The following is a 16,570-nucleotide window of genomic DNA, read 5'->3' as shown; positions in this document are numbered from 1 at the left end:
CCACTTGTTCCTCTGCAGCGATAAACCTGATGCCATTGCGCCAGCGCCTCGAAAACCTGCCGGTCGGCCAGAAACTGCTGGCCGCCCTGCTGGTGTTGTTGACCACGGTTCTGCTGGTGGCCAACCTGACGTTCATCAGCGCCGCCTACTACATTTCCCAGGAAAGCATGGCCCCGCAGGCCTTGCAGACCATCGGCCGACTGGTGTCCAACCCGAGCCTGGTGGCCGAGGCCCTGCAGTCGCCGCAAAGCGCCGAGCGCCTGCTCAAGGAACTCAACAGCTATTCGCCATTGCGTGCAGCAGCGCTGTACGACGGCAAAGGCGAGCGCCTGGCGCAGCTGCAACATGGCGACAAACTCAATCTGCCCGAGCATTACCGGCATATCGAAGCCTGGCAACTGACCGAATTTCGCAGCAACCAGTTGATTACCCTGCCCCGCCCAGGCACCGCGCCGGGCCACCTGTTGCTGGTGGCCAGCAGCGAACTGCCGATGGCGTTCTACACCGGCACACTGACCGCAAGCCTGGGCATCCTGATCTTCAGCGTGCTGCTGTGGCTGGTGATTGCCCGGCAGATCAAGCGCTTGATCACCCGGCCGATCCATCAGCTCGAAGAGCTGTCACGCCAGGTGACCCGCGAAGAAAACTATGCCCTGCGCGCCGCGCGCGGCAATCACGACGAAATCGGCAGCCTCGCCGAAGCGTTCAACACCATGCTCTCGCGCATCGAAGCCCGCGAGCAGCAACTCAAGCGCGCCCGCGACGACTCGCAAGCGGCCTACGACCAGGCCCAGGGCCTGGCCGAAGAAACCCGTCACACCAATCGCAAACTGGAACTGGAAGTCCAGGTACGCAGCAAAATCGAGAAGAAGCTCACCGGTTTCCAGAACTACCTCAACAGCATCATCGACTCCATGCCGTCAGCCTTGATCGCGCTCGACGAGCAGCTCTACGTCACCCAGTGGAACCAGGAGGCCAGTGCCCTCTCCGGGACGCGCCTGGACGAAGCGCTGAACCAGCCGATCTTCCTCGCCTTCGAGCCGCTCAAGCCGTTCCTGCCGCAACTCAAGCAGACTGTCGAGCAGCACACCGTGGCGAAAATCGAGCGGGTGACGTGGCTCAAGGACGAAGAACCCAGGCACTACGCCCTGACCTTCTACCCGTTGATGGGCGGTGCCGGGCGCGGCGTGGTGATCCGTATCGACGACATCACCCAGCGTCTGTCCCTGGAAGAGATGATGGTGCAGTCGGAAAAAATGCTCTCGGTCGGCGGCCTCGCCGCCGGCATGGCCCACGAGATCAACAACCCGCTCGGTGCGATCCTGCACAACGTGCAGAACATCCGCCGCCGCCTCTCGCCGGACCTGCCGAAGAACCTCGAAACCGCCGAGCACCTGGGCATCGAACTGGACACCGTGAACCGCTATCTGCAAGGTCGGGAAGTCCCGCAACTGCTCGACGGCATCCAGCAGGCCGGCGCCCGGGCGGCGAAAATCGTCACCCACATGCTCAGCTTCAGCCGCCGCAGCACTCGCCAGATGGCGCCGTGCGACCTGCCGGCGCTGATCGATCAGGCGGTGGAAATCGCCGGCAACGACTTCGATCTGGCGATCGGTTTCGACTTCAAGGGCCAGGCGATCATCCGCCAGTTCGACCCCGCCCTCGGGCCGGTGCCGGGCACCGCCAACGAGCTGGAACAGGTGCTGCTCAACCTGCTGAAAAACGCCGCGCAGGCGATCCACCAACGCGAGGACGACAGCGAACCGGGACGGATCATTCTGCGCACCCGACTCAATCCGCCATGGGCCGAAATCCAGGTCGAAGACAACGGCATCGGCATGAGCGAAAGCGTGCGCAAGCGCACTTTCGAACCGTTCTTCACCACCAAGGAAATCGGTCAGGGCACGGGGCTGGGCCTGTCGGTGTCGTACTTCATCATCACCAATAACCACAAAGGCCAGATGGAAGTGCAGTCGGCGCCGGGCCAAGGCACCTGCTTCACCCTGCGCCTGCCACTGGCGCAACCGGCGCCCATTGCCGCCGAAACCAACCCACTACCGAGGTAAACCATGGGCTTTCGCCTGTCGAAGATCTACACCCGCACCGGCGACACCGGCGAAACCGGTCTCGGCGACGGCCGCCGCGTTCCCAAGGACCATCCGCGCATCGAGGCCATCGGTGAAGTCGATACGCTGAACAGTCAGGTCGGCGTGCTGCTGGCCGGGCTGATCGCCGAGCGTGAGGCCTGCCCGGGACTGAATGAGTTGATCGAGGTTCTGGCGCCCTGCCAGCATCGTTTGTTCGATCTGGGCGGGGAGCTGGCGATGCCGGAATATCAGGCGCTGAACGCGGCGGAAATCGAACGCCTGGAAACGGCGATCGATGTGTGGAACGAGGAGTTGGGGCCGCTGGAGAATTTCATTCTGCCTGGCGGCTCAATGCTGATCGCCCAGGCCCATGTCTGCCGCAGCCTGGCGCGCAGTGCCGAGCGGCGCTGCCAGCATTTGAATGCAATCGAGCCGTTGGCCGGGGTGGGTTTGGCGTATATCAATCGCTTGTCGGATTTGCTGTTTGTCGCGGCGCGGTTGATTGCGCGGCGTCAGGGGGTTGCCGAGATTCTGTGGCAACCGGCGGCGAAGCCTTCATAAATCTGGCGCCTGAATGGACGCCTTCGCGGGCAAGCCCGCTCCCACAGGTGATCGAGTTCCTGCAGTTGCAATGCGCTCAACTGTGAGCGGACTTGCTCGGTCGCCAACGCTGGCAAGCCAGCTCCCACAAGGTTTTGGGTCGTTATCCGCTTTGCGGTGCACCCAATACCTGTGGGAGCTGGCTTGCCAGCGATGAGGCCAGTGGCCTCAGCACATAATCAAGCTTCAGGCCAGAACGCGCGAATCCCCGCCACACCCTGCGCACCAACGCCCCACGCTTTCTCGCGCTCCGCCGGGCCGACCCCGCCGAGCAGAAACACCGGTTTGCTGAAGCCTTCGATCAACGTCGAAGCCTGCTCCCAGCCCAACGGCTGCGCATCCGGGTGGGTCAAGGTTGGCTGTACCGGCGACAGAGTGACGAAATCCACGCCCATCTGCTCGGCCAGTGCCAGCTCTTCAGCGTTATGGCACGAAGCCGCCAACCAGCGCTCCGCCGGCAACGGGCGCCCCGCTGCGGCGTATTTGCGCAGTTGCGCGGCGGTGATGTGCCAACCAGCGGACGGGAAATCGCCGAGCCATTCGAACGGCCCCTTGATCATCAACTGCGCCTTGCCGGCACACAGCCCCACCGCATCCACCGCCAGGTCGCGGTATTTGGGGTCATAGCCGTTCGGCGCGCGCAGCTGGATCAACTTGATCCCGCCGGCAATCGCCTTCTGGATGCCACGCAACAAGGCCGGTGCTTCCAGGTCTTCCGGGGTGATCAGGTATTCGCCGGGCAGGCGCGCCGCTGCAACGATCGGCTGGTTGGCGGCCGGAAACTCGTAGCCGGTCAGTTCCTTGGCGCTGACCCAGGCCAATGGCTGGCCTTCGGCGCCGTGCGGTTCGCCAGTGAAGCTTGATACTTCCCAGACATCCAGCAACACCTGTTTGTCCGGGTAATCGTGGCGGACCTTGATCAGAGGACGGGCAGCGCCGACGCCAATGCCCAGCTCTTCGTGCAGCTCGCGAGCCAGCGCGCTTTCAACGGATTCATCGGCCTCGACCTTGCCGCCGGGAAACTCCCACAGCCCTCCCTGATGCTGGGTGTCGGCACGGCGGGCGATCAGGATCTTGCCACTGTCGTCACGAATGACGGCGGCGGCGACGTGTACGCGTTTCACGGTTTCAATTCCTCCAGTCCGGCCTGTTGCCACGTCTTGAAAGCGGGCCATTGGTAGACGGTTTCAACATAAGCTTCATCGATGGCGGGCAGCTGCACCCGATAGGTACGCAGGCGCACGGCAATCGGCGCGAAGAACGCATCGGCCAGGCTCACCCGGCCAAACAGATACGGCCCAGGCTCGGTGGCCGCAGCGCGGCATTCGGCCCACAGCGCGAGCATGCGCTCGATATCCACCTTCACCTCCGGCGGCACCGGGTTGAGCGGTGCGTCGTGGCTGAGGTTGAACGGCATGTGATTGCGCATGGCGAAAAAGCCGCTGTGCATCTGCGCGCACGCAGAACGGGCCTGGGCACGCGCGTATAGATCGCTCGGCCAGAGCTGTTCGGACGGGAACTGTTCAGCCAGGTATTCGGCAATCGCCAGCGAATCGGCAACGGTGCCGCGAGAGGTTTGCAGCAGCGGCACCTTGGCGGTCGGCGAATGCTTGAGCAGACGCTCGCGGGTGTCGGGTCTGCCGAGTTTGATCAGCTCTTCGCTGTAGGGTGCACTGGTCAGTTCCAGCGCCAGCGCGGCACGCAGTGACCAGGAGGAAAGCAGTTTGTCGCCGATGATCAGGTGCAGGGACATGGTGTGGCGCCTTTTCGTCAGTGGAAAGCTTCAAAACTTGTGGTGACCGGACCGACGCTTTCGCGGGCAGGCCCGCTGCCACAGTGGTTTCCGTCGTACACCGCAGAACCCTGTGGGAGCGGGCTTGCCCGCGAAGAGGCCGGCACATTCAACATTGATGTTGCCTGACACAACGCCATCGCGAGCAGGCTCGCTCCCACATTGGATCGTGTTGTCACAAATCCCCCTGTGGGAGCGAGCCTGCTCGCGAAAGAAGCGACCCGCGCTTGAATCAGGTGCGGTACTCGGCGTTGATCTTCACGTATTCATGCGACAGGTCGGTGGTCCAGATGGTTTCGCTGCAATCGCCGCGACCCAGCTCGATGCGGATGGTGATCTCTTCCTGCTGCATCACCGCCGCGCCTTGCGCTTCAGTGTAGGTGCTCGCGCGCGCACCACGGCTGGCGATGCACACGTCGCCGAGGAACACGTCGATCTTGCTCACGTCCAGGTTCGTTACGCCGGCACGGCCCACGGCAGCGAGGATGCGCCCCCAGTTCGGGTCGGAGGCAAACAGCGCGGTCTTGATCAGCGGCGAGTGCGCCACGGTGTAACCGACGTCCAGGCATTCCTGGTGAGTGCCGCCGCCGTTGACTTCAACGGTGACAAACTTGGTCGCGCCTTCGCCGTCACGCACGATGGCCTGGGCCACGTCCATGCACACCTCGAACACTGCCTGCTTCAGCTTGTTGAACAGCTCGCCTTCGGCGCGGGTGATTTCCGGCAGTGCCGCCTTGCCGGTGGCAATCAGCATGCAGCAGTCGTTGGTCGAGGTGTCGCCGTCGATGGTGATGCGGTTGAACGACTTGTTGGCACCGTCGAGCATCAGGTTGTGCAGCACGTCGCGGGCGACTTTGGCGTCGGTGGCGATGTAACCGAGCATGGTCGCCATGTTCGGGCGAATCATGCCTGCACCTTTGCTGATGCCGGTCACGGTGATGGTCACGCCGTCATGCTCGAACTGGCGACTGGCACCCTTGGGCAGGGTGTCGGTGGTCATGATGCCGGTGGCGGCCGCTTCCCAGTTGTTTTCCGACAGGTCATCCAGTGCGGCCTGCAGCGCGCCTTCGATCTTCTCGACCGGCAGTGGCTCGCCGATCACGCCGGTGGAGTACGGCAGGATCTGGCTGGCATCGACACCGGTCAGCTCGGCCAGTTTGGCGGTGGTGCGCTCGGCAGCCGCCAGACCTGGCTCACCGGTACCGGCGTTGGCATTGCCGGTGTTGGTCAGCAGGTAACGCACGTCGTTCTGCACACGTTTTTTCGCCAGGATCACCGGCGCGGCGCAAAAGGCGTTCAACGTGAACACACCGGCCACGATGGAACCTTCGGCACAGCGCATCACGACCACATCTTTACGCCCCGGGCGCTTGATGCCGGCCGAGGCAATACCGAGTTCAAAACCGGCAACCGGGTGCAACGTTGGCAAAGGACCAAGACCAACAGCCATGAATGCGCTCCTTACTCAATGATGTCAGCACCGCCCACAGTGAAGACGGTGGTGTAAATGGCAAAACGCCGCGACGGCAGGAGCCGGTCGCGGCGCGGGTATTTCAGCGATTGAAACGGGGTTTACTGGATCTGCCCGTGGCAATGCTTGAATTTCTTGCCCGAACCGCAGTAGCACAGTTCGTTGCGGCCCAGCTTCTGCTCGTTGCGCACCGGCGCGGTGGCCAGGGCGACATCGACCTCTTCACCGATGTCCTGCGGTTGCGCTTCCAGGCCAGGGGCCTCGGCGTGTTCGAACTGCATGCGCGCGGCCAGTGCTTCGGCTTCCTGACGCAGGCGTTGCTCTTCCTCGGCCGGGTCTTCGCGGCGCACCTGAACGTGCGACAGCACCCGGATCGAATCGCGCTTGATCGAATCGAGCAGCTCGGAGAACAGCGTGAAGGACTCGCGCTTGTATTCCTGCTTCGGGTTCTTCTGCGCATAACCACGCAGGTGAATACCGTGACGCAGGTGATCCATGGTCGACAGGTGGTCTTTCCACAGGTCGTCGAGCACGCGCAGCACGATCTGCTTCTCGAAGGAGCGCAGCGCCTCGGCACCGGCCTGGTCTTCTTTCTCGTTGTACGCGGCGACCAGCTCGTTCATCAGCTTCTCGCGCAGGGTCTCTTCGTACAGGTGATCGTCTTCGTCGAGCCATTGCTGGATCGGCAGCTTCACGCCGAAATCGCTGGCAATCGACGCTTCCAGACCGGCCACGTCCCACTGCTCGGGCAGCGATTGCGGCGGAATGTGCGCGCTGACGGTGGCGTTGAGCACGTCCTGGCGGAAGTCGGCGATGGTTTCGCCAATGTTGTCCGCGGCCAGCAACGTGTTACGCATGTGATAGATCACTTTACGCTGTTCGTTGTTGACGTCGTCGAACTCGAGCAGTTGCTTGCGGATGTCGAAGTTGCGACCTTCCACCTTGCGCTGCGCCTTCTCGATCGCGTTGGTCACCATGCGGTGCTCGATCGCTTCGCCAGGCTGCATGCCCAGGGCTTTCATGAAGTTCTTCACCCGGTCAGAGGCGAAGATGCGCATCAGGCTGTCTTCCAGCGACAGGTAGAAACGGCTGGAACCGGCGTCGCCCTGACGACCGGCACGGCCACGCAGCTGGTTGTCGATACGACGGGATTCGTGACGCTCGGACGCGATCACCTGCAGACCGCCGGACTCCAGCACTTGCTGGTGACGCTTCTGCCAGTCGGCCTTGATCTGGGCGATCTGCTCGGGGCTCGGGTTTTCCAGCGCCGCGACTTCCACTTCCCAGTTGCCGCCCAGCAGAATGTCGGTACCACGACCGGCCATGTTGGTGGCGATGGTCAGGGCGCCCGGACGACCGGCCTGCGCAATGATCTCGGCTTCTTTTTCGTGGAACTTGGCGTTGAGGACCTTGTGCTCGATGCCTTCCTTGTTGAGCAGGTTGGACACGTGCTCGGAAGTCTCGATGGTCGCGGTACCCACCAGGATCGGACGGCCCTGGGCCATGCCTTCCTTGATGTCGTTGATGATCGCCGCGTATTTCTCTTCGGCGGTCAGGAACACCAGGTCGTTGTAGTCTTTACGCGCCAACGGCTTGTTCGGCGGAATGACCATGACCTGCAGGCCATAGATCTGGTGGAATTCAAACGCTTCAGTGTCCGCGGTACCGGTCATGCCGGACAGCTTGGTGTACAGACGGAAGTAGTTCTGGAACGTAGTCGACGCCAGGGTCTGGCTCTCGGCCTGGATGTTCAGGCCTTCCTTGGCTTCGATGGCCTGGTGCAGGCCTTCGGACAGACGGCGGCCCGGCATGGTACGACCGGTGTGTTCGTCGACCAGTACGACCTGACCGTCCTGGACGATATATTCGACGTTGCGGTGGAACAGCTTGTGCGCACGCAGACCCGAGTAGACGTGGGTCAGCAGGCCCAGGTTATGCGCCGAGTACAGGCTCTCGCCCTCGGCCAGCAGGCCGACGCCGGTGAGCATTTCTTCGATGTACTGGTGACCGGCTTCGTTGAGCTCGACCTGACGGGTCTTCTCGTCAATGGTGTAGTGCCCGGCCTTGGTGACCTGACCTTCGACTTCTTCCACGTGCAGTTCCAGCTGCGGGATCAACTTGTTGATCTCCATGTACAGCTTGGAACTGTCCTCGGCCTGACCGGAGATGATCAGCGGGGTACGCGCTTCGTCGATGAGGATGGAGTCGACTTCGTCGATCACGGCAAAATTGAGTTCGCGCTGGAATTTCTCTTCCATGCTGAACGCCATGTTGTCGCGCAGGTAGTCGAAGCCGAATTCGTTGTTGGTGCCGTAGGTGATGTCGGCAGCATAGGCGGCGCGCTTCTCTTCCGGCGGCTGGAACGGCGTCACGACGCCGACGGTCAGGCCGAGGAATTCATACAGCGGACGCATCCAGTTGGCGTCACGGCGGGCCAGGTAGTCGTTCACGGTTACAACGTGCACGCCCTTGCCGGACAGCGCGTTGAGGTAAACGCCCAGGGTTGCCACGAGGGTCTTGCCCTCACCGGTACGCATTTCGGCAATCATGCCTTCATGCAGGGTCATGCCGCCGATCAACTGAACGTCGAAGTGGCGCATGCCCATGACGCGCTTGCCCGCTTCACGGGCGACCGCGAAGGCTTCAGGCAACAGCTTGTCGAGGGATTCCCCTTTGGCGATACGGGCCTTGAACTCGTTGGTCTTGGCACGCAATTGATCGTCCGAAAGGGCTACCATTTGCTCTTCGAAGGCATTGACGAGCTGCACCGTCTTGAGCATGCGTTTGACTTCACGCTCGTTCTTGCTTCCAAAAAGTTTCTTTAACAAAGGCGCAAACATATCGGCAGGATCTTCCACACTAAAGGGATGGAGGGCGGCCCCGTGAGTCGCCCGTGCAGCCCTCATGGCCGCATGCGAACGAGCATTCTACCCGGAAACGGTGGTGAGGAAAGTGGCGATGTTCCACGATGCTGGCACTGCGCTTTGACGGGGCTCACTTAAAATAGGGGCGTTTTGCTCAACTTCAAGCCGTACAGGGCAGAAGTTAATCGTTGATTTAATGGGCAAAGCGGGGACAAAAGCAATGGGCGAGTGAAACGGGTGCTTTCTGCTACCATGGCGCCTCTGTTACTTCAGGTGTTCGATCATGGCATTTCGCCCTCTCACGGCCAGAGCACCCGCCGTCCTGCTTCGCGAAGCCAAACCGCTGAAGGCCATCCTCGGCCATGCCCAACGCCTGGGCCATTTGCAGCGCCTGCTCGAAAGCCAGCTGCAACCCGCCGCCCGCGAGCATTGCCATGTCGCCTCGTGGCGCGAAGGCAGTCTGCTGCTGATTGTCACCGACGGCCATTGGGCCACCCGCCTGCGCTACCAGCAGAAACGCCTGCAACGACAACTGCAGATGTTCGACGAGTTCAGCAACCTGACGCGCATTCTGTTCAAGGTACAGCCACCCACCGTGCAGCGCGGCGCGACCGGGCACACGATGGACCTGTCGACGAATGCGGCAGCGACCATTCAGTCGACGGCCGAAGGCATCAGTGATCCGGGGCTGCGCGCGGCGCTGGAGCGTCTGGCGGCGCACGCGAAAGACAAGTCTTGATATCCGTCTGACTGTTTATGCATCTCTAAGGTGGGTTATGTATCTCTAATGTGGGAGCGAGCCTGCTCGCGAATAGGGCATGTCAGACGACAAGGTGACTGACGCAGCGCCTTCGCGAGCAGGCTCGCTCCCACATTTCGATCTCCATGCAAACTGATTTAGCGGCGTTTGCTGCCACCGAGCAACGACCCCATCAGCCCGCGCACCAGTTGTTTCCCGAGATTATTGGCGGCCTGGCGCATGGCGGATTTCAACGCCTGCCCTGCTGCCGTCCCCAGAAACTCTCCCGCTCGGTCGGCAAGGCTCGGCTCTTCAGCCGCGGGTTTGCCCGCTGATGCATCCGTTCCTGGCGCCAGATCTTTACGCCCCATAAGGATTTCATAAGCCGATTCACGGTCGATCGGCTTGTCATAGCGCCCCTTGAACGGCGAACCGGCAATCAGCACAGTGCGCTCGGTCTCGGTCAACGGCCCGATCCGCGATTGCGGCGGCGCCACCAGCACGCGCTGAACCATTTCCGGCGTGCCTTTGTCCTGCAAGGTGCCGACCAGCGCTTCGCCAATGCCCAGCTCGGTGAGCACCGTCAGGGTGTCGATCGCCGGATTCGGCCGAAAGCCGTCGGCCACCGCACGCAGGGATTTCTGTTCCTTGGCGGTGAAGGCGCGTAGACCGTGCTGGATGCGCAGGCCCAGCTGCGCCAGCACGTCATCCGGCAAGTCTCCCGGCGACTGGGTGACGAAATACACGCCGACGCCCTTGGAGCGGATCAGCCGCACCACTTGTTCGAGGCGCTCCTGCAACGCCTTGGGTGTGTCGGCGAACAGCAGATGGGCTTCGTCGAAGAACAGCGCCAGCAGCGGTTTGTCGGCATCGCCGCGCTCCGGCAACTGCTCGAACAGCTCTGCCAGCAGCCACAGCAGGAAGGTCGCGTAGACCTTCGGCGCCTCATGCACCAGACGACTGGCATCGAGCAGGTGAATGCGCCCGCGCCCGTCGGCGGCCGGTTGCAGGATGTCTTCGAGTTGCAGCGCCGGCTCGCCGAACAACGCCTCGGCGCCCTGCTGCTCAAGGGTGGCCAGGCGCCGCAACAGCGCCTGGCTGGAACCGGTGGTCATCAACGCCGCGTCGTCGCCAAGCAGTTGCGGGTTGTCCTTGAGGTGATTGAGCAGCGCCTTGAGGTCTTTCAGGTCCAGCAGCAACAGGCCTTCGCGATCCGCCACCTTGAACGCCGCGTACAGCGCCGACTGCTGGCTGTCGCTGAGTTCGAGCAGGCTGCCGATCAGCAGCGGGCCCATTTCGCTCAACGTGGTGCGCAACGGATGACCGGACTGACCGTGGATATCCCACAGGGTGACCGGATAGGCCCGGGCCTGGTAGTCGAGCCACGGCATGCCTGCGATGCGCTCGGCGACCTTGCCCTGCGGGTTGCCGGCGGCACCGAGGCCGCACAGGTCACCCTTGATGTCGGCGGCGAATACCGCGACCCCGGCGTCACTGAAGGCTTCGGCCAGACGCTGCAGGGTGACGGTCTTGCCGGTCCCGGTGGCGCCGGCCACCAGGCCATGGCGGTTGGCCAGGCGCATGGCCTGGGCGATCGGTTGCCCGGCGAGGTCGGCGCCGATTACGAGTTGCGAGGAGTCAGGCATTTGGTCACCCAATGGTTAATCTTTGTCGAGCATGGCCGATAGAGAGGAGTGAGAGAGCAGACCAGAAGTCAGGTCTGACATTTCCCTAAGGAGAGACGGAAATATCAGTGTGCTTTCACCCCTGCCCATTTTGCGTGCCTTTATAAAAGCACGCCCTGGACATTAAGACCTTAGCGGAACCCCAAGCCATGAACAAAAATCTGCGTTTCAGCCATAAAATTTTGCTTGCCGCCGCCCTCATTGTCATTGCCGCCTTCGCCTCGTTCACGCTGTACAACGACTGGTTGCAGCGCAACGCCATTCGCGCGGACCTGGACAATTACCTCAACGAGATGGGTGAGGTCACGGCCGGGAACATCCAGACCTGGCTCAATGGGCGGATTCTTCTTATCGAGAACGCCGCCCAGAACATCGCCATCAACCCGGAGCCGGCCACGGTTGCCACCCTGCTGGAACAGAAAGCCCTGACGTCGACCTTCATGGCGTCCTACCTGGGCGATGCCACCGGTCACTTCACCATCCGCCCGGATGCGAAGATGCCCGACGGTTTCGATCCACGCGTACGCCCCTGGTATAAAGGTGCCGAAAGCAGCAGCACCTCGACCCTGACCGAACCGTACATCGATGCCGCCACCGGCCAGTTGATCATTTCCATCGCCACCGCCGCCAAGAAAGGCAGCCAGAGCGTCGGCGTGGTCGGCGGCGACCTGAGCCTGCAAACCCTGATCGACACCCTCGCCGCCCGCGACTTCGACGGCATGGGCTATGTGTTCCTGGTGAGCGCCGACGGCAAGATCCTGGTCCACCCGGACAAATCCCTGGTGATGAAATCGCTCAAGGAGGCCTATCCGCAGGACACCCCACGCATCAGCAGCGACTTCAGTGAAGTCACCGTCGATGGCAAGACGCGCATCGTCACCTTCACCCCGATCAAGGGCCTGCCGTCGGTGAACTGGTACATCGGGCTGTCGGTGGACAAGGATCAGGCCTTCGCCATGCTCAGCGAATTCCGCACCTCGGCGGTGATAGCAACGGTGATTGCCGTGGCCATCATCCTGTTCCTGCTCGGCATGCTGATCCGCATCCTGATCCAGCCCCTGCACGTCATGACCCGGGCCATGGAAGACATCGCCGACGGCGAAGGCGACCTGACCAAACGCCTGACCATCCAGAGCCAGGATGAATTCGGCGTGCTCGGTACCGCGTTCAACCGTTTCGTAGAGCGTATCCACGGTTCGATCCGCGAAGTGTCCTCGGCCACCGGCCAGGTCAACGAGGTCGCCCTGCGCGTGGTCGCCGCGTCGAACTCGTCGATGTACAACTCCGACCAACAGGCCTCACGCACCAACAGCGTTGCGGCGGCGATCAACCAGCTCGGCGCCGCCGCCCAGGAAATCGCCCGCAATGCCGCCCAGGCCTCGACCCAGGCCAGCGACGCCCGCGGCCTTGCCGAGGACGGCCAGCAAGTGGTGGATCGCAGCATCAAGGCGATGAATCAGCTGTCGAGCATGCTCAGCGCGTCGAGCAGCAACATCGAATCGCTGAACAGCAAGACCGTCAACATCGGGCAGATCCTCGAGGTGATCACCAGCATTTCCCAGCAGACCAACCTGCTCGCGCTCAATGCGGCGATCGAAGCGGCACGGGCCGGTGAAGCCGGGCGCGGGTTTGCCGTGGTGGCCGATGAAGTGCGCAACCTGGCGCACCGCACCCAGGAGTCGGCGCAACAGGTGCAGACCATGATCGAGGAGCTGCAGGTCGGCGCCCGTGAATCGGTCAGCACCATGAGCGACAGCCAGCGCCACAGCCAGGACAGCGTGGACATCGCCAACCTCGCCGGCGAGCGCCTGAACAGCGTGACCCAGCGCATCGGCGAGATCGACGGCATGAACCAGTCGGTGGCCACCGCGACCGAAGAGCAGACTGCCGTGGTCGAGTCGATCAACGTCGACATCACCGAAATCAACACGCTGAACCAGGAAGGCGTGGAAAACCTGCAGGCCACCCTGCGCGCGTGTGCGGACCTGGAACAACAGGCTTCGCGGTTGAAACAGTTGGTCGGCAGCTTCCGCATTTAGTCACACGAGCCTTTCCCCTCGAATCAGTCCCCTCTCCTGCCGACGCTGTGACGTTTGGCCAGGGTGAGGGGCTTTTCCGCCGCCCTCCCGCCGAATCCCGACCGAACATCTATTCTGGATAAGGGTCAACCAAGGGAGATCAACGAGCGGAGGGCCGGTCACCGTGCATATCGCCGACATCACCATGTTCTACGCGCCGGCCAGCGGCGGCGTGCGTACCTATCTGGATGCCAAGCACCGGCGTTTCGGTCTCAAGCCTGGCATTCGCCACAGCTTGCTGATTCCCGGCGCTCACTTGGGCGAACGCGACGGTGTGTACACGGTTCCGGCCCCTGCGCTGCCGTTCGGCAAGGGTTATCGGTTTCCCCTGCGCCTGGCCCCATGGCGCAATGTCCTGCAGGATCTGCAGCCGGATCTGATCGAGGTCGGCGATCCGTACCTCACCGCGTGGGCCGCACTGGACGCCCGCCGGCAGCTCGATGTACCGGTGATCGGCTTCTATCACTCGGACCTGCCGCTGCTGGTGGGCAACCGCATGGGCCATTGGGTCACCCCGAACGTCGAGGCGTATGTGCGCAAACTCTACGGCAACTTCGACCGGGTCCTGGCGCCGAGCCGGGTCATGGCCGACAAACTCAGCGGCCTGGGCGTGCGCGATGTGTTCGTCCAGCCCCTGGGGGTGGACTTGCAGACCTTCCATCCCCACGCCGGCGATCCGGGGCTGCGCGCCGAACTGGGGATCGCCGAAGACACCCACCTGCTGATCTTCGCCGGGCGTGGCTCGAAGGAAAAGAACCTGCCGGTGCTGCTCAAATGCATGCAATGCCTCGGCCCGCGCTATCACTTGCTGCTGGTCGGTTCGTCGATGCCGGCGTCGGTGCCGGACAACGTCAGCGTGATCGATGATTTCTGTCCGGCGACGCAGGTCGCGCGGCTGCTGTCCAGTGCCGATGCGTTGCTGCACGCCGGCGATCAGGAAACCTTCGGCCTGGTGCTGCTCGAAGCCATGGCCTGCGGCATTCCGGTGGTGGCGGTGGCGGCCGGAGCCTTCGAGGAAATCGTCACGCCGGCCTGCGGCCTGCTCTGTGCACCGAACAATCCGCAAGCGATGGCCAATGCCGTGCGCGAGCTGTTCAGCGGCGATCCGGCCGCCCTCGGCCGCCAGGCCCGGCAACACGTCGAGCGGCATTACGCCTGGGACACCGTGGTCAACAGCTTGCTGGGCCACTATCACGCCGTGCTCGGCGACTCGCTGCCAAGGGTGGCCAATGGTTGAGCCGCGCAATCCTCCGGCCCTGCTGCTGGTGCTACATGACGTGGCGCCATGTACCTGGGCCGATTACCAACCGTTCGTCGACGCCATCGACGCCATCGGTGGCGTGCCGCTGACCTGGCTGGTGGTGCCGGACTTTCATCGACGCCATCCGCTCGCGGCCGATTCGCGCTTTTGCCAAATGCTCAGCCAACGGGTGGCCCGCGGTGACGAACTGGTGCTGCACGGTTATTTCCACGATGACCAGGAGCCCCGGCCCCTGACACCCAAAGCGTGGTTCATGCGCCGCCTCTATACCCACGAGGGCGAGTTTTATCAGTTGTCCCGGGACACCGCCCTTACCCGCCTGCGCGCGGGGATCGAGGTGTTCCAGCGCCACGACTGGCCGCTGCACGGTTTCGTCGCCCCGGCGTGGCTGATGAGCGACGGCACGCGCCAGGCCCTGCGCGAACTGCCGTTGCGCTATACCAGCGATCCGCAACACCTGTATCGGCTACCGGACTTCAGCGCCATCGACGCTCCGGGTCTGGTCTGGAGCGCGCGCAGTGCCTGGCGTCGCGGTGTGTCGAAAATCGTCAGTGATCGCCGTGAGCACCGTTGGCGCCAGGCTCCGGTGATCCGCCTGGGCCTGCATCCGGTGGACATGCGCCACCCATTCTCCCGCGACTACTGGCTGCAAACCGTGCAGCGCCTGCTCGATGCAGGCCGGGTGCCGCTGACCAAGGTCGACTGGCTGGCGCAGCAGCGTGTCGGCTCGGAGCGTGCCGCATGAGCCGCGGCCTTCTGCTGCTGATCGGCCTGATCGCCGCCGTGCTGATCCCGCTGTTGCTCGGCGGCGGCGACACCTGGGCGCGACTGCAGAGCTTTCCGCTGCACTGGCTGCTGATCATGTTCGGCATGATCCTGCTGTGTTGGGGCATCAACACCTTGCGTCTGCGGCTGTTGCTCGGCGATCAGCGTGAGCGGGTCACGCCGCTGCACAGCCTCGGCGTGGTGATGGCCGCCGAGTTCGCCTACTGCGCCACGCCCGGCGGCAGCGGCGGCCCCCTGACGATCATGGCGCTGCTGGCGCGCAACGGCGTGCGCCCGGCCCGCGGCAGCGCGGTGTTCGCGATGGATCAGCTGAGCGACCTGCTGTTTTTTCTCTGCGCGTTGAGCGCGATTCTGATTTACGCGCTGTTCCAGCACCTCAGCGATCGCCTGGAATGGCTGCTCACGGTCAGCGCCGTGTCCTTGTTCGGCGGCCTGCTCAGCTGCGTGGTGCTGGCGCGTTATCACCGCGCGCTGATTCGCCTGAGCGGCCGGCTGCTGGCCAGGCTCAATGTCAAACCCGCCACCCGGCGGCGCTGGGCGCGCAAGCTGCTACATTTTCTCGCGGCGTTCACCGACACCCTGAAGTTGCCGTGGCAGACCTTGATTCAAGTGTTCGCCCTGACCTGCGTGCATTGGCTGCTGCGCTACAGCGTGTTGTACCTGGCATTGCGCGGCCTCGGCGCAGACCTGCAGTGGGCATGGAGCTTCCTGATCCAGATGGTCTCGCTGGGCGCCGGGCAATTCAGCCTGCTGCCGGGCGGTGCGGGGGCGGCGGAATTGACCTCGGCCGCGCTGCTGGCGCCGATGGTCGGCAAATCCACGGCAGCGGCGGCGATTCTGATCTGGCGGGTGGTGACGTATTACTTCTATCTGCTGGTGGGCGGGCCGGTGTTTGTGCTGATGCTCGGGCGGCCGTTGCTGCAGAAACTGCTGAAAACGCGGCAGGCGTAAACACGCGCCGCCTGCGTGTCGAAGGCGGCGCTCGCTTCAGGACGATTCGGATTCATCGTCTGCCGCCGGCTTCACTTGCTCCCACAGCTGCGCGGCACCGGGAAACTCGGTGCCATCTTCTTCATCCATCTCTTGCGGGTCATAACGGCTCAGGCAGCCTTCGCCGAGGGTGGCGGGCGCTTTGGAAGTGGCTTTGTCCAGTGGATCGCTCATGGCATGTCCTCAAGGGCTGAAACGACGAAGGGCCTGGAGCGAT

13 protein-coding genes and 1 pseudogene are annotated in these 16,570 nt (G+C 63.0%); 8 read left to right on the top strand and 6 right to left on the bottom strand.

All coding sequences use genetic code 11. The annotated features are described in order from the left end of the window. Positions 1-29: 29 nt before the first annotated feature. Both QRN70_RS26450 and QRN70_RS26445 read left to right on the top strand, forming a co-directional pair. Positions 30-2,066 (top strand): sensor histidine kinase, encoded by a 2,037-nt coding sequence (locus tag QRN70_RS26450; protein WP_285420808.1) that lies wholly within the window; start codon positions 30-32, stop codon positions 2,064-2,066. A gap of 3 nt (positions 2,067-2,069) precedes the next feature. Continuing rightward, the gene (locus QRN70_RS26445) at positions 2,070-2,648 is read left to right on the top strand and encodes a cob(I)yrinic acid a,c-diamide adenosyltransferase (RefSeq protein WP_285420807.1); all 579 of its coding nucleotides are present in this window, start codon (positions 2,070-2,072) and stop codon (positions 2,646-2,648) included. A gap of 218 nt (positions 2,649-2,866) precedes the next feature. On the opposite strand, the gene QRN70_RS26440 is transcribed toward QRN70_RS26445, so the two are convergent. From QRN70_RS26440 to secA, 4 genes are all read right to left on the bottom strand, one after another. Beyond that, entirely contained in the window at positions 2,867-3,811 is a 945-nt protein-coding gene (locus QRN70_RS26440) for a Nudix family hydrolase (RefSeq protein WP_285420806.1), read from the bottom strand. Further along, on the bottom strand, positions 3,808-4,440 hold the full coding sequence (locus tag QRN70_RS26435; RefSeq protein WP_285420805.1) for a glutathione S-transferase family protein: 633 nt from the start codon (positions 4,438-4,440) through the stop codon (positions 3,808-3,810). Before QRN70_RS26435 ends, QRN70_RS26440 begins: the two co-directional genes overlap by 4 nt. A gap of 271 nt (positions 4,441-4,711) precedes the next feature. After that, entirely contained in the window at positions 4,712-5,929 is a 1,218-nt protein-coding gene (gene argJ, locus QRN70_RS26430) for a bifunctional glutamate N-acetyltransferase/amino-acid acetyltransferase ArgJ (RefSeq protein WP_285420804.1), read from the bottom strand. A 122-nt stretch (positions 5,930-6,051) separates the two neighbouring features. After that, entirely contained in the window at positions 6,052-8,790 is a 2,739-nt protein-coding gene (gene secA, locus QRN70_RS26425) for a preprotein translocase subunit SecA (RefSeq protein ID WP_285420803.1), read from the bottom strand. 307 nt (positions 8,791-9,097) lie between these two features. Here secA and QRN70_RS26420 point away from each other — a divergent pair, with 307 nt between their 5' ends. Further along, positions 9,098-9,553, top strand: a complete 456-nt coding sequence (locus QRN70_RS26420) for a DUF721 domain-containing protein (protein ID WP_285420802.1) — start codon at positions 9,098-9,100, stop codon at positions 9,551-9,553. A gap of 158 nt (positions 9,554-9,711) precedes the next feature. Here the strand turns inward: QRN70_RS26420 and QRN70_RS26415 are convergent, their stop codons facing one another. After that, positions 9,712-11,199, bottom strand: coding sequence for a helicase HerA-like domain-containing protein (locus tag QRN70_RS26415; protein WP_285420801.1), 1,488 nt, complete (start codon positions 11,197-11,199; stop codon positions 9,712-9,714). 188 nt (positions 11,200-11,387) lie between these two features. Between QRN70_RS26415 and QRN70_RS27905 the strand changes: the two are divergent. The 5 genes and pseudogenes from QRN70_RS27905 to gpgF all read left to right on the top strand — a co-directional run. Next, positions 11,388-12,419 (top strand): annotated as a pseudogene (locus QRN70_RS27905) (HAMP domain-containing protein); the annotation flags it as partial. A gap of 93 nt (positions 12,420-12,512) precedes the next feature. After that, entirely contained in the window at positions 12,513-13,277 is a 765-nt protein-coding gene (locus QRN70_RS27900) for a methyl-accepting chemotaxis protein (RefSeq protein ID WP_502941681.1), read from the top strand. Between the two features lie 163 nt (positions 13,278-13,440). Then, a complete protein-coding gene (gene gpgS / locus QRN70_RS26405; protein ID WP_285420799.1) occupies positions 13,441-14,553 on the top strand; it encodes an N-acetylglucosaminyl phosphatidylglycerol synthase in 1,113 nt (370 codons plus the stop codon). Next, positions 14,546-15,322: an N-acetylglucosaminyl phosphatidylglycerol deacetylase gene (gpgD, locus tag QRN70_RS26400; protein WP_285420798.1), complete on the top strand. Its 777-nt coding sequence runs from the start codon at positions 14,546-14,548 to the stop codon at positions 15,320-15,322. The genes gpgS and gpgD overlap by 8 nt, the downstream gene beginning before the upstream one ends. Continuing rightward, positions 15,319-16,314 (top strand): glucosaminyl phosphatidylglycerol flippase, encoded by a 996-nt coding sequence (gpgF, locus tag QRN70_RS26395; protein ID WP_285420797.1) that lies wholly within the window; start codon positions 15,319-15,321, stop codon positions 16,312-16,314. The genes gpgD and gpgF overlap by 4 nt, the downstream gene beginning before the upstream one ends. 36 nt (positions 16,315-16,350) lie before the next feature. On the opposite strand, the gene QRN70_RS26390 is transcribed toward gpgF, so the two are convergent. After that, the gene (locus QRN70_RS26390) at positions 16,351-16,527 is read right to left on the bottom strand and encodes a hypothetical protein (protein ID WP_285420796.1); all 177 of its coding nucleotides are present in this window, start codon (positions 16,525-16,527) and stop codon (positions 16,351-16,353) included. Positions 16,528-16,570: the final 43 nt, after the last annotated feature.

The sequence above is a fragment of the Pseudomonas sp. efr-133-TYG-5 genome (assembly GCF_030209175.1).
Lineage (GTDB): Bacteria > Pseudomonadota > Gammaproteobacteria > Pseudomonadales > Pseudomonadaceae > Aquipseudomonas.
Note: the sequence above shows the minus strand (reverse complement) of the source record. Positions and strands in the feature narration are given on the sequence as shown.